The sequence below is a fragment of the Paenibacillus amylolyticus genome, from assembly GCF_050990605.1.
Taxonomy (GTDB): domain Bacteria; phylum Bacillota; class Bacilli; order Paenibacillales; family Paenibacillaceae; genus Paenibacillus; species Paenibacillus amylolyticus_H.
Genome location: NZ_CP158832.1, coordinates 1,997,546 through 2,010,615 on the forward strand (window position 1 = coordinate 1,997,546; position 13,070 = coordinate 2,010,615).

Below are 13,070 nucleotides of genomic sequence, written 5' to 3' on the forward strand. Positions count from 1 at the left end.
ATGATATATACGATAACACTTAACCCGTCCATTGATTACATCGTGGAAGTGGATGAGCTGAAGCTTGGTGGATTGAATCGAATGAATCGGGACTTGAAGCTCCCTGGCGGCAAAGGCATTAATGTCTCTCGCATACTGAATCAACTTGGAGCAGATAACACGGCCATTGGTTTTCTTGGTGGATTCACAGGACGATTCATTAATGACAAGTTGCAAGAAGATCACATCCGGACAGACTTTGTCACGATTGCAGACGATACTCGCATTAACATCAAGCTGAAGCATGGAGAAGAGACAGAGATTAATGGTCTTGGACCAGCAATACGTGCAGAAGAGGCAGCGCAGTTGCTTCACAAATTGTCGTCATTGCAAAGAGGAGATATTGTCATTCTCTCCGGAAGCGTACCACCTTCTCTTGGAACGGATTTTTACGATCGTCTCATTAAAGTTTGCAAGCAGACGGGGGCCGAATTTGTAATTGACACAACTGGCCCTGCGTTAATGGAATCTCTTGAACATGAACCATTGCTGGTGAAGCCAAATCATCATGAGCTTGCTGAACTGTTTGATGTAACGATTGAGACACGTGAGGAACTGGTGTTATACGGGCGTAAGTTGCTGGAAGCCGGCGCTAAACATGTGTTGATCTCCATGGCAGGCGAGGGTGCACTATTCATTACCAAAACGGAAGTTCATCATGCGAATGTGCCAAAAGGCACTGTGAAAAACTCGGTTGGTGCCGGTGACTCCATGATTGGCGGATTCGTAGGTACCTATGTACAGAGCGGAGATCTGCTGGAAGCTTTCCGCACAGGGGTTGCATCTGGAAGTGCGACTGCGTTCTCGGATGATCTGGCAACACGAGAATTGATTGATGAATTGCGCAATCAAGTAACCATTACGACGATTTAGCCTAACGGTCGTATAAAAGGTTTTTACTGTAATTGTAATGCAGCGAGGCCTGCCTATGCAGGCCGATAGAACTTAAGGGAGTGTACTGAGATGAGAATAACAGACTTGATGATCCAGGAAACGATGATCATGGACCTGCAAGCCACAACCAAAGATGAGGCTATTGATGAACTAATTGCAAGCCTGAACCGAAGTGGACGAATTAATGATCCGGTCCTGTTCAAGGAAATGATCTATAAAAGAGAAGCTGAATCCAGCACGGGGATCGGTGGCGGAATTGCGATGCCACATGCCAAAACAACAGCGGTTAACGAACCAACGGTTGTGTTTGCCAAGAGTAGAAAAGGACTTGACTTTGAAGCGTTGGATGATCAGCCAGCTCATGTGTTCTTCATGATTGCGGCACCAGAAGGCGCAGGGAATACCCATCTGCGTACGCTTGCAGCTCTTTCCAGGTTGTTGATTGACAGCGATTTCATCTCACAATTGATGAGTACAGATACACCTGCGGAAGTTAGTGCATTGTTTGATGCCAAACAGGCAGAAGCAGCTGACAAGGAAGCAGCCAAAGAGAAAGCAAAAGTTGAAAAAGAGGCAAATGCCGCATCCGCTTCTACTACTGGTCAGCAACAAAACACTTCTGGTGTGATTGTAGGTAATGCCAATTCGGAGGATTTTGTTGTTGCGGTTACAGCCTGTCCAACAGGAATAGCGCATACGTTTATGGCTGAAGATGCACTTAAAAAGAAAGCTCAGGAAATGGGCATCAATATTCGCGTAGAGACGAACGGTTCCGAAGGTGCGCAGAATGTTCTTACTGCTGACGAGATTGCCCGCGCCAAAGGGGTTATCGTTGCCGCAGACAAAAATGTGGAGATGGCACGTTTCGATGGCAAACCGGTATTGCAAAGACCGGTGAGTGATGGAATCCGTAAATCCGAAGAGCTGATTCGCAAGGCCGTTAACGGCGATGCACCGATCTATCGCAGTCAGGGCGGAAATGCCAAGGAAGAGGGCACAAGCGCTGGCAAAATCAGTGTAGGTAGCAAAATCTATAAAGATCTGATGAATGGTATCTCGCATATGCTGCCGTTTGTTGTAGGTGGTGGTATCCTGCTTGCGATCTCCTTCTTGTTCGAACAGATTGCTAGTCCTGACAATCCGATTGTACAACTGCTTCAAACCATCGGTGGCGGAACAGGTGCATTCCACTTCCTGATTCCGGTATTGGCCGGATTTATCGCGATGAGTATTGGTGATCGTCCAGCCCTGATGCCTGGTATGGTCGGTGGATTGATGGCAGTTAACTCAAACGCCGGTTTCCTTGGTGGTTTGGCTGCTGGTTTCCTGGCGGGTTATGTCGTTATTGGTCTCCGTAAGTTGTTTAAAGGATTGCCAAAAGCGATTGATGGCTTAAAACCAATCTTGCTGTATCCGGTATTCGGTTTGTTGATCGTAGGTGCAATCAGCTTCTACGTCTTTGATCCAATCTTTGGTTCCCTGAACACATGGCTTGTAGATGCACTTGGTAACTTGGGTACAGGTAATGCGGTATTGCTGGGCTTGCTGCTGGGCGGCATGATGTCTATCGATATGGGCGGACCGTTCAACAAAGCGGCTTACACGTTCGCGATCGGCGTATTCACATCCAGTGGTAACACAGACGGTGCATGGATGGCAGCGGTTATGGCAGGCGGTATGGTGCCTCCTCTGGCGATTGCACTTGCAACAACGTTCTTCAAATCCAAATTTACGGAGCAAGAACGCAAATCAGGCCTGACTAACTATGTACTTGGATTCTCTTTCATTACAGAAGGTGCAATTCCATTTGCTGCGGCTGATCCATTACGTGTATTGACTTCTTGTATTCTGGGTTCCGCTGTTGCTGGCGGACTGACGCAACTGTGGAGCATTAATGTACCAGCTCCGCACGGCGGGATCTTCGTTGCAGCACTGGCGAACCACGCACTATTGTTCCTGCTCGCTGTTGCGATTGGTTCTGTGATCTCCGGTCTGATTCTGGGCTTGTGGAAGAAGTCACCAACGCTTGTGAAGTAAAAATTAAGGTAACATCTCCTGGGTGAAATTCACTTGGGAGATGTTTTTAATTTCAGCTTTTTCGTCTGGTAGTGGAAAGTTGCCTCTGGATTTGTGAACGAGCTGGATATCGGCACGGGAGGAGGGCATGTCGCTTAGACGGGGCAAGGTAATCTCATCAGCTTCCAAGGAGAAAGTGTGTATATTCAAGCCATCAAGCGACTTTTGGATAAAAATAAAACAGGCAGAGTACCTTGAACAGGTAGATCTGCTTGTTTTATTTTGCATATTTATAATCAAAACGACGGTTCAGGGTTTTAGGATAACTTTGGTGCATTGGTCTTCATGATCGTTGAAAATGCGATAGGCATCGCTTGCATTTTCCAGCGAAATCCGATGGGAGATGATCTCGGTTGGATCAAATTCACCAGCAGTGATTTTGCGGAACAACTCAGGCATGTAATGTATAACAGGAGCTTGTCCCATTTTGAGATTGATATTGCGTTCAAACAAATTGCCTAACGGAAACATATTGTAGGACGAACCATACACACCCGTTAATTGAAGGGTACCGAATTTGCGAATCGCCTTCATGCCGATTTCGATCGCACTCAATGAACCGCCATGAAGTTTCAGCTTCTGTCCGATCTCTTCCAGCATGTTCTTTTTGCCATCCATACCTACACAGTCGATAACAACGTCGGTCCCGCCATGTGTAATCTCACGAATGTGCTCACCCATATCATCGTAATCTTCAAAATTAAAAATCTCTACATCGTTCAAACGTTTGGCTTTCTCCAGTCGATAGGGCAGGCGATCCACAGCAATAACGCGTTTGGCACCTTTCATCCAGGCGAACTTCTGCGTCATCAGTCCAATGGGTCCACTACCGAGTACAGTGACCGTATCTCCTGGTTTAACTCCGGCATTCTCGACGCTCCAGTAAGCGGTTGGAAGAACATCGGACAGGAACAATAATGCTTCATCTTCCAGTTCACAGGATTCAGGAATCACAAACGGAGTGAAGTTCCCGTAGGGAACACGCAATAATTCTGCTTGACCTCCGGGGTGATTTCCGTAGCGTTCGGTGAACCCAAAATAACCACCTGTATGAATATCCGGATTGCCATTCGAATTATCGCACTGGCTCTCCATGTCATGATTGCAATAGAAGCATTCACCACAAGCGATGTTAAAAGGCAGGACCACGCGGTCCCCCTTCTTCACACGTGTCACTTCCGGCCCTACTTCTTCTACAATGCCCATCGGTTCATGACCGATAACGTAATCTTTGGCAGCGGGCAGAGCTCCCTGATAAATATGCAAATCGGATCCACATATAGCTGTAGAAGTAATACGAACGATAATATCATCCTTCTGTTGCAGTACGGGATCTTCAACCTCTTTGAGTTGAATGTCCTTTATTCCCTGAAACGTAACGGCTCTCATCTTCATATTCCTCCTTATATAGTGGGATTCTCTGACAATTACCCAATTTTGCTGCAAATGATAGAGATACATTCTAAATTAAACGACAGGCCATTTTACTTTACGCAAGGCATCGAGCAGCTCAGACGGTGCATTCAGATTGTCACGGACCAGATCCCGAGGCGTCAAAGCCATCCACTGATTCAATGACACATCCTCAAAGCGATCACTCCGGAATATCTCCAAAAACCATAATGTGTCTGTACCGGTATTCTGTATATAGTGTCCCAATGCCACGGGTACATATCCCACATCTCCAGCCCGATAATCAAATGTGCGAGCAATGCCATTTCCTCCGAAGACGGTCATTCTTCCTTGTCCTGTCAGATAGTATTGCCATTCATCTGCATTGGGATGCCAGTGCAGTTCACGCATAGCACCAGGTCTGATCTCAACAAGTGCGGCTGCAACAGTAGTCGAGATGGGGAAATTGGTGGAGTCTACAATCCGGACGCTTCCGCCAGGTGTAATTAGCGGTTCCTGAGCCAGCAATCGGTGTTTGAATGTGAGAGGAACGGTGCCGTATGGCGACTGAACTTCCTGGCTGTCGATGGAACCTGGAACGGTATCTTGGAAAATGTAGACCTGTTCCTTCGGCATCGACTGAAATGCAGATTCGGGCATACCGAAATTGACAGACAATACCTCTGGTGGTGTGTGGGCAAACCAATCGGATATGGATAACGTATTCAGATCGGAGAAGGAGCCATCATCAAACACGAGCAGAAATTCACAACCATCCTCCAGTCCCTGAATGGAATGAGGCAGCCCTTTTGGAAAAAACCAGAGATCTCCCGGTCCGACATCCGCAATAAAATTACGTCCGTTCTGATCTACCGAAGTGATTCTTGCCGTTCCCCAGATCATATAGGCCCACTCGGATTGTTGATGCCAGTGCAATTCCCGTACACCACCGGGTGTCAGGCTCATATTCACACCAGCCAGTGTAGTGGCAATAGGGAGATCCCGTACGGTGATTTCACGTGACCAACCGCCATGGTTCAATTGCATATGCGTATCGGAAAAAGCCATTCTCAGATTGGGCAATAACCCGTTATCGGTTGCCGGAGGTACCAGCATATCGGGGTTTTGTATATCTCTCATGACGTCTCTGGGTCCCAGATCAGGTCCTCCAGCGCCATCACTGCGAATGGGTTGCGGGATAATAAATGGTTTTTCGTTAGGTTGCTGTCCTTTGGTCATGAAGTGATCCCTCCAGATTCAGTAGCTGTCACACGCAACATTGTATCGTTATGTTTACATCTATGAATCAGGGCCTGGATAATATGAGGGACAACATGCATCATGATTAAGATGGGGTGGTTGTGGTCTTTCCAGACTGCGTTGTACGGAAACGCTGCTCATAAATCTCGTTTACCCGGTTCAAAATGGCAGGACCTTGCTCTGTGAACCGAAGTGCTGTCGCTTTATTTTTCACCAGGAATGTACCTGATTCATGTCTGGTGTGTGATAAAGCCGCACTGTAGAGCAATGAAGCGCCATGACTTGGATGAGGAAAGAACCATTTCATGATAGGTTTAATGTAGAAAGGTAATCCGGATGTTTTGTTGCCTCTTAGCGTATTATTTCCACCGGGATCTACGCTCAGCAGTTGTATGCCATCCGCTTTGGCAGACTTGGCAACCTCACGTGTCCATAGAGATAGACCGAGCTTCGAGGTGGCATAGGGACCAAACAGCTTTTTGAATTCAGCTGGACGTTCCAAGATATTTAGATCAAATTGTTTGACCATACTGAACGCGGTAGTGGAGGTATTAACAACTGTTTTCATCTGTCCTTTGAGCAACAGCTCAACTAATTCCATGTAGATGATGTAAGGGACTACAGTTTGAAGTTCAAAGTGCAGTTCATGCCCCTGATCAGAGAAACGAAGCTCCGAAGCGCTGCCCCCCGCATTGTTAAACAAGACATCAATCGAATCGGTATCGGATTTAATCTGATCCAGTGCAGTTCTCAGACTGTCGTAGTTGGTCAGATTAGCCTGAACGGGGCGGAGCTTGCCTGAACGTAAGGCGTTCTGAATATCGGTATCCTCGGATGGGAAAGCAGAACGGTTGAGACCGATTACTTGCCATCCTTCAGCCAGTAACTTGCGTGTCAGTTCAAGACCAATTCCTGACGTTGAACCTGTGATGAGAGCGGTGCGAAGCTGATTTTGTATATTCATATATACCTCCAGATAGAATGGGATTACAGAACGAATCTGTATGCTGCGCTCATTCTATAACTTGGAGTCGACTCCAAGTCAAGGGGTGTTAGGATGGAATGGATCATGCTTGACTTGGAGTCAGCTCCAAGTTGTAATATGGAGAGAAATGAATGTGGAGGGGGCCCATATGATGAGCGAGAATGCAGTATTCTCCATTAAGGAAACGTCAGAACAGGCCGGATTATCGGAAGATACAATTCGTTATTATGAGAAGATTGGGCTGCTTCCCCAAGCTGTACGCAAGCCCAATCGCCATCGGGTATATCGCCCGGAAGATATCCATACGATGAAGTTGATCACTTGCTTGAAAAAAACAGGAATGTCTCTGGAGGAAATGAAGCCTTATTTACAAATGTCCATGGATTCGGATCTCGCAGATTTCCCTGAGGAAAGGGAAATGCTGGTGAATCACCGGAAGAAAGTTGAAGCACAGATTGCTTCGCTACAGCAAGTCGTTGATTTTATCGATGAGAAGTTGGAGAAACGAAGTATGTATCCTGATGAATGCCCTATACCCGGGGAGAACCAGATGTCTGTTTTTGAGAAACAGAACATATTCTCTTGAGGGCGCTGCAGCCTATTGGAATTTGAAAACCCATGTCATGATGACGCGGGTCTTTTTGCTGTTTCTAGTATTTAATATCAAGTGTATGACGTAGTCGTTTGATATCGCTTTTGGGAGGGAGACCATACATGCGGGCATACTCCCGGCTGAATTGAGATGGACTTTCATAGCCAACCTGAAACGCAGCGTCGGCGGCATCGGTTGAGCCTGTAAGCAATATTCGCCGCGCTTCCTGCAAACGAATCTGTTTCTGGAATTGCAGTGGACTCATGGCAGTAATGGCTTTGAAGTGATGATGCAAAGAGGAAGAACTCATGTTAACCATGGAAGCAAGTTCTTCGATCCGAAGTGGTTTGGCGTATTCCGATTGAATGACTTCAATTACTTCAGCGATGTGCTGTGCATGGCTGTTCTGGACCGCAAACTGCATAATGGATTGCCCGTGTTCATCTTGAATAATGCGATACAGAATCTCGCGAATGAATAGTGGGGCCAGAACGGGAATGTCCTCAGGTGTGTCCAGCAATCTAACCAATCGGAATACGGCTTCAAGAAGTGGGAGTTTGGCTGAGCTTACAAACAATCCACGGCTTGTTGAATGGTCAGGTTTGGGTGATGCAGAAGGCGTATCCCGGATGAGATCGAAGATCTGCCCTGGTTCAAAATCCAGTCTCATACATAAATAGGGGTGTTCAACGGTAGCTTGGACAACCTGCCCTGAAATAGGCAAGTTTATGGAAGCTACTAAATATTGTGTCAGGTCGTAGGTATAGCTTTCCTGTCCGAGTATAACTAATTTGGAGCCTTGGGCGACAATACAGAGGGCGGGTTGATGAACGTAATAGATGGGTTGTGAGATCTCGGAGGCGCGGATTAAGGCAAGTGAAGGAATTGCTGTTGAATGAATTCCGTCAGTAGGGGTGAAACGTTTGATTAGATCAGCCAACTTTTGCTGTTGCTCGGTAACTCCATGATCTATATTTGCTAGATTTAACTTCATGATTTGCAGCCCTCCTGTAAAAAGATCTTGATATTATTTTAGAATTTCCCGGAGTAATAGGCAAGAAATCAATGGGATCCTTCTATCGTGCAGCTGCTAATCCCCTTCATAATGATGATAGCAAGAAAATCTTTTGAAGCATGGAAGGCAGGTTGGAGTAGTGGGGAATGATCGCGTGGTAAGCAAACAAGAACTAAATCATCCGTATTTGGGAATGTGGGTCACGAAGGATGGGTACATCCGGCACCAGCTTCTCCCAAATGGTAGATATGATGAAGCAAGAGGTAATCGACAACACGCATATCAGGGTTCCTATGTTGTCAAGGGCAATCATATCGATTACGTCGATGACACGGGTTTTACAGCAGATGGAGATTTTAAGAATGACATATTGTTTCATGGCGGTATGATATTTTATCGGGAAAATGTGAAATGACAAAGAATAAGGAGATGGTTATGTTGATGAATGTTAAAGGAAAAGTGGTTGTTATTACCGGTGCAAGTAGTGGAATAGGAGAGGCAACATCTCGTTTACTGGCACAGCACGGTGCACATGTGGTTATTGGTGCTAGACGTATGGAACGTTTGGAGGCATTGGCCTCCTCCATTCGTTCGGAAGGCGGATCGGTGGAGTATCATTCGCTGGATGTGACTCAATTGGAAGAGATGCAGGCGATTGTAGAACAGGCATATACTCGTTACGGTCGTATTGACGTTATTATTAACAATGCTGGTGTTATGCCGTTATCCCCCCTTGAAGCACTAAAGATTGATGAATGGAATCACATGATTGATGTCAACATTCGCGGGGTGTTGCATGGTATTGCTGCTGGACTTCCCATTATGAAACAGCAAGGTTCCGGCCAATTTATCAATATCGCCTCCATCGGTGCCTATGCTGTATCTCCAACAGCTGCGGTGTACTGTGCAACGAAATATGCAGTTCGTGCCATTTCGGAGGGACTTCGTCAGGAAGTCGGTGGTGATATCCGCGTGACACTCGTTTCTCCTGGTGTGACCGAATCGGAACTGGCGGATAGGATCACTGATGAAGGAGCGAAAGATTTGATGAGAGAATATCGGAGTATCTCCATTCCTGCCTCAGCGATTGCCCAGAGTATCCTATACGCCATTAGCCAGCCGGCAGAGGTGGACGTAAATGAGATTGTAGTGAGACCGACAGCAAGCATGGCTTAAGGTCGGATCCTCTTTTGGTATATAATAGGTTGAATTGATATGAAAAGAGGAATAGTGCAGTGACATTACAACAACTAAAATATGTGATCGAAGTTGCCACGCGCGGTTCCATGAATGAAGCAGCCAAAAGGTTGTTTATATCCCAGCCAAGCCTGTCAAATGCCATTCGGGATCTGGAGCAGGAACTGCGAATTACTATTTTTGAACGCACCAATAAGGGAATATCTCTGTCTAAAGAAGGCGTTGAGTTTCTAAGTTATGCACGTCAGGTGGTAGAACAAGCTGAACTGCTGGAGAATCGTTATCTGAACGCCAAGCCATCCCCGCAGCACTTTTCCGTATCGACGCAGCATTATGCGTTTGCGGTGAATGCCTTTGTTCGTCTGGTACAGCAGTATGGTCAGGATGAATACGAGTTGGCACTTCGGGAGACAAAGACCTACGAGATTATTCAGGATGTGAAAAGCCTGCGTAGTGAAATTGGCATTCTGTACTTGAATGAATTCAATGCCAAGGTAATTAACAAATTGTTAAAAGATGCGGGATTGGTTTTTACGAGTTTGTTCACAGCCAAGCCCCATATCTTTATCAGTGTGAAGAACCCGCTGGCGAAGCAGGAGTCGGTTGCAATCGAGCAACTGCAGGACTATCCGTACTTGTCATTTGACCAGGGAGAGTACAATTCCTTTCATTTTTCCGAAGAGATCCTGAGTACGTTATCTCACCCCAAAAGCATACAGGTCAATGACCGTGCAACATTGTTTAACCTGTTGATTGGTCTGAATGGGTATACGATCTCTACGGGCGTACTTAGCGCTGATTTGAACGGAAACGAGATTATTCCTGTACCGCTGGAATGTGAGGAATCCATTAATGTAGGGTGGATAAGCCACAAGAGTACCTCTCTCTCTAATCTGGGTGTAGCATATGTCCAGGCTTTACATGAGGCCATAGGGTCTTAGGGTGTTAAATGGTTCATCAAAAGGCCGTTTCCGGTTGAGTCGGAACGGTTTTTTGTTGTACTACGATCTTTCAAGTATAGGGTGGTATGTTGTCATCCCGTGTAATAGAATGAAGGTATATGTCGAATGGGTGTAAGAGATTGAAGGGAGCACGGTTAGTGAGAGTTCTGTATCGCAATAAAAGTGAACAGCATGAGCTGACGGTATATGATACCAAAAAGCTATATGGAGAGAAGGGCCAGTTTCGTGTATTAGAATTCTCCAACGCAGCTGTGCAAGGAGCCATGGATTTGGATGAGCCTAACCGGATGGTGTTGGAGTATCCGAGAGCAATGGTGCATCTAATGGAACGGAATGATCCTGAGTTTGATACCGTATTTGTGGTGGGACATGGTATTGGCACATTGCCAACCTACTTGTCTGATCGCGAGGTAAAGGTGGCTGAGCTTGACCCAGAGGTCGTGGAGTTGAGCCAAACCTTTTTTGGATATGAGGGAAGCCCTGTGCTCATTGGGGATGGTCGTGAATTGTTAGGCCAAGAGCCCGCTGCGACATATGATTATATTATTATTGATGCCTTTACGGCAACGGGGACACCCGAGCAGTTTATATCCAGTGATTTTTTTGCCATGGTCAAGGACAAGCTGGACTCCGACGGAGCTGTGATCCTTAATGTGTTCGGGCGTGCGGGCAACGATCGGCTTGTCAATGCGATCTATACTACACTTCAGGCACAGTTTGCCTATACACGTGCATTCGCCTTACCTACAGAAATAGTGGATGAAGTTCAAAATCGCATTTTAATGGGCAGTCATCACCCGATCGAATTTCAGGTTCGTCATATGGCAGGGTTTGTTGAACAAGAGCCAGAAGAAGGATATATCATTGTCGATTAGGGCGATCCTGAACAGTGATTCTTCCAGGGAAAGTAAAATGTCATTAAATCGTCAATCTTACGATGTAATTGTTAAGATTTCTCAATCTCTTTATTTGATCTTAACAACTTTCGTATAAGATAGAAGGAATATGCCTTTTCATGAAAATCCGGGGGAAGTAAACGATGATTGCACAGATCAAGAGATCTAGATTACGAAGAAAAATAAAAAATATCAAGAAGATCAGCCTTACGGCTTTACTCGGCGGGTTGGTCACTATTTCAGTTATAATGACATTGACCATCATGGTCATCTCATCTTATACATCTCAGAAACAGTCACTTATTAATAACACCCTATCGCTAAACTATGCAAGCGCTGTGCAAATGAGCCAAACCCTGGATTCGCTTTTTTATTCCATGCAAGAGAGCTTGAAATATGCAGCCAAATATTTCCCGGATATGGATCACTCCAATACAAATGAATTGAATTCCACATTGGATTTGGTTCGCAACAGCAGTAATTTTTTCAATTCCGTTGCTTTGGTAGATAAAGCGGGAGTAGTCAGGTCTACCTCACCGTACACACAGGCTAGCGTAGGTCACCATGTCAGTTCCAATGCAGCAAAAGAAGCGGTTAAATTGAGGGCTTCGTATATCTCCGAAGCGTACCAGACACCCCGAACCAAACGCAGAATTGTGTTTGTCAGTGAACCGATCTTTGATTCAGCAGGGACGTACCAAGGAACGATTGGTGGAAATATCTTTTTGCAGGAAAATAATATTTTGAGTCTGTCTTTTGGCAGTCAACTCAAGACAAGTAATGGTTCCTACTTTTTTATTGTGGATAAAAAGGGCACGTTGTTATTTCACCCAAACACCAACCGAATTGGTGAAAATGTCAGTGAAAATGAAGTGGTGCAAAAGCTGCTAGTAAATGAGAACGGTAAAGAACAATACAGAAACCTGGGAGGTGTAGATTCACTTGCAGGTTATTACAAAGTTCCATCAACAGACTGGGGCGTGGTAATCGTGTCTCCAACCCAAACGGTGTACGATCAGTTAAATCATCATATCCGTATGTTGTTGCTGTACACTTCAGTGCCTTTCCTGATCCTGACCCTTATTGTGGTTCGAGTTGCACGCAAGCTGGCCAGTCCTTTTGCTATGCTGGCTGATTTGGTGAATCAGGTCGATAAGGGACAAGTGGATCTACCGGTGATGAAACCTCACTGGAATAGAGAGGCAGACCTTCTCACACGAACGGTTGTTGGTGCATTGGCGAACTTCAGAAAACAGACAAACCAGCTTGTCTATGATGCCAGAACCGATGTTTTAACAGGCATGAACAATCGCAGAACCTTCGAAGAAGTCATCCAGGAATGGATTCAGAATGAGGTGCCATTCTCCATTATTGTTCTCGATATTGACCGCTTCAAGTCCATTAATGATACATTCGGACATCATGCTGGGGATGAAGTATTGAAACACATTGCCAATATCATTCAATTGTCTGTTCGACCAGAAGATGTCTGTGCCCGGTTTGGTGGAGAGGAATTTGTAGTCTTGTTAAGAAATTCCGAGTCTAACGTCGCTTTTGAGATTGCTGAACGTATCCGAATAACAGTCGAAGAAAGCGTATTGCCTATAGATCGTTCCGTCACCATCTCGGCTGGAATTGCTGAATATCCGAAGCACTCCACAATATCCACAGAACTGTTTCACTTGGCGGATAATGCATTGTATCAAGCGAAGGAAGAGGGACGTAACCGTACAGTTACGATCCAGACGGTTAATAAATAAGC

The 13,070-nt window shown here is 45.7% G+C and carries 12 protein-coding genes; 8 read left to right on the forward strand and 4 right to left on the reverse strand.

Annotation, left to right across the window (positions count from 1 at the left end; genetic code table 11):
* Window positions 1-912, forward strand: coding sequence for a 1-phosphofructokinase (gene pfkB, locus ABTV53_RS09190; RefSeq protein ID WP_433752465.1), 912 nt, complete (start codon window positions 1-3; stop codon window positions 910-912).
* 90 nt (window positions 913-1,002) lie between these two features.
* Complete coding sequence (locus ABTV53_RS09195) at window positions 1,003-2,970, forward strand: PTS fructose transporter subunit IIABC (RefSeq protein WP_433752467.1); 1,968 nt, start codon at window positions 1,003-1,005, stop codon at window positions 2,968-2,970.
* A 288-nt stretch (window positions 2,971-3,258) separates the two neighbouring features.
* Here ABTV53_RS09195 and ABTV53_RS09200 read toward each other — a convergent pair whose 3' ends face one another.
* The 3 genes from ABTV53_RS09200 to ABTV53_RS09210 all read right to left on the reverse strand — a co-directional run bounded on the left by ABTV53_RS09200 (window position 3,259) and on the right by ABTV53_RS09210 (window position 6,625).
* Window positions 3,259-4,398, reverse strand: coding sequence for a zinc-dependent alcohol dehydrogenase (locus ABTV53_RS09200; protein WP_433752468.1), 1,140 nt, complete (start codon window positions 4,396-4,398; stop codon window positions 3,259-3,261).
* A gap of 78 nt (window positions 4,399-4,476) precedes the next feature.
* The gene (locus ABTV53_RS09205; RefSeq protein WP_433752470.1) at window positions 4,477-5,640 is read right to left on the reverse strand and encodes an oxalate decarboxylase family bicupin; all 1,164 of its coding nucleotides are present in this window, start codon (window positions 5,638-5,640) and stop codon (window positions 4,477-4,479) included.
* A gap of 106 nt (window positions 5,641-5,746) precedes the next feature.
* On the reverse strand, window positions 5,747-6,625 hold the full coding sequence (locus tag ABTV53_RS09210) for an SDR family NAD(P)-dependent oxidoreductase (RefSeq protein ID WP_433752472.1): 879 nt from the start codon (window positions 6,623-6,625) through the stop codon (window positions 5,747-5,749).
* A 169-nt stretch (window positions 6,626-6,794) separates the two neighbouring features.
* On the opposite strand from ABTV53_RS09210, the gene ABTV53_RS09215 reads away from it, so the two are divergent.
* Entirely contained in the window at window positions 6,795-7,232 is a 438-nt protein-coding gene (locus tag ABTV53_RS09215; protein WP_433752473.1) for a MerR family transcriptional regulator, read from the forward strand.
* 64 nt (window positions 7,233-7,296) lie between these two features.
* Here ABTV53_RS09215 and ABTV53_RS09220 read toward each other — a convergent pair whose 3' ends face one another.
* Window positions 7,297-8,232 (reverse strand): AraC family transcriptional regulator, encoded by a 936-nt coding sequence (locus ABTV53_RS09220; protein WP_433752475.1) that lies wholly within the window; start codon window positions 8,230-8,232, stop codon window positions 7,297-7,299.
* Between the two features lie 175 nt (window positions 8,233-8,407).
* On the opposite strand from ABTV53_RS09220, the gene ABTV53_RS09225 reads away from it, so the two are divergent.
* The 5 genes from ABTV53_RS09225 to ABTV53_RS09245 all read left to right on the forward strand — a co-directional run bounded on the left by ABTV53_RS09225 (window position 8,408) and on the right by ABTV53_RS09245 (window position 13,068).
* Entirely contained in the window at window positions 8,408-8,668 is a 261-nt protein-coding gene (locus ABTV53_RS09225) for an Atu4866 domain-containing protein (RefSeq protein WP_433752477.1), read from the forward strand.
* A gap of 23 nt (window positions 8,669-8,691) precedes the next feature.
* On the forward strand, window positions 8,692-9,429 hold the full coding sequence (locus ABTV53_RS09230) for an SDR family oxidoreductase (protein ID WP_433754129.1): 738 nt from the start codon (window positions 8,692-8,694) through the stop codon (window positions 9,427-9,429).
* Between the two features lie 59 nt (window positions 9,430-9,488).
* Complete coding sequence (locus ABTV53_RS09235) at window positions 9,489-10,391, forward strand: LysR family transcriptional regulator (protein ID WP_076209057.1); 903 nt, start codon at window positions 9,489-9,491, stop codon at window positions 10,389-10,391.
* Window positions 10,392-10,549: 158 nt separating this feature from the next.
* On the forward strand, window positions 10,550-11,287 hold the full coding sequence (locus ABTV53_RS09240; protein ID WP_433752479.1) for a spermidine synthase: 738 nt from the start codon (window positions 10,550-10,552) through the stop codon (window positions 11,285-11,287).
* A 164-nt stretch (window positions 11,288-11,451) separates the two neighbouring features.
* Window positions 11,452-13,068 carry a sensor domain-containing diguanylate cyclase gene (locus ABTV53_RS09245; protein WP_433752481.1) on the forward strand — a complete coding sequence of 539 codons (1,617 nt, stop codon included), beginning with the start codon at window positions 11,452-11,454 and terminating at the stop codon, window positions 13,066-13,068.
* Window positions 13,069-13,070 lie beyond the last annotated feature (2 nt).

Coding starts and splice junctions, on each gene's coding strand:
- pfkB (WP_433752465.1), top strand. CDS start 1: ATGATATATACGATAACACTTAACCCGTCCATTGATTACATCGTGGAA.
- ABTV53_RS09195 (WP_433752467.1), top strand. CDS start 1,003: ATGAGAATAACAGACTTGATGATCCAGGAAACGATGATCATGGACCTG.
- ABTV53_RS09200 (WP_433752468.1), bottom strand. CDS start 4,398: ATGAGAGCCGTTACGTTTCAGGGAATAAAGGACATTCAACTCAAAGAG.
- ABTV53_RS09205 (WP_433752470.1), bottom strand. CDS start 5,640: ATGACCAAAGGACAGCAACCTAACGAAAAACCATTTATTATCCCGCAA.
- ABTV53_RS09210 (WP_433752472.1), bottom strand. CDS start 6,625: ATGAATATACAAAATCAGCTTCGCACCGCTCTCATCACAGGTTCAACG.
- ABTV53_RS09215 (WP_433752473.1), top strand. CDS start 6,795: ATGATGAGCGAGAATGCAGTATTCTCCATTAAGGAAACGTCAGAACAG.
- ABTV53_RS09220 (WP_433752475.1), bottom strand. CDS start 8,232: ATGAAGTTAAATCTAGCAAATATAGATCATGGAGTTACCGAGCAACAG.
- ABTV53_RS09245 (WP_433752481.1), top strand. CDS start 11,452: ATGATTGCACAGATCAAGAGATCTAGATTACGAAGAAAAATAAAAAAT.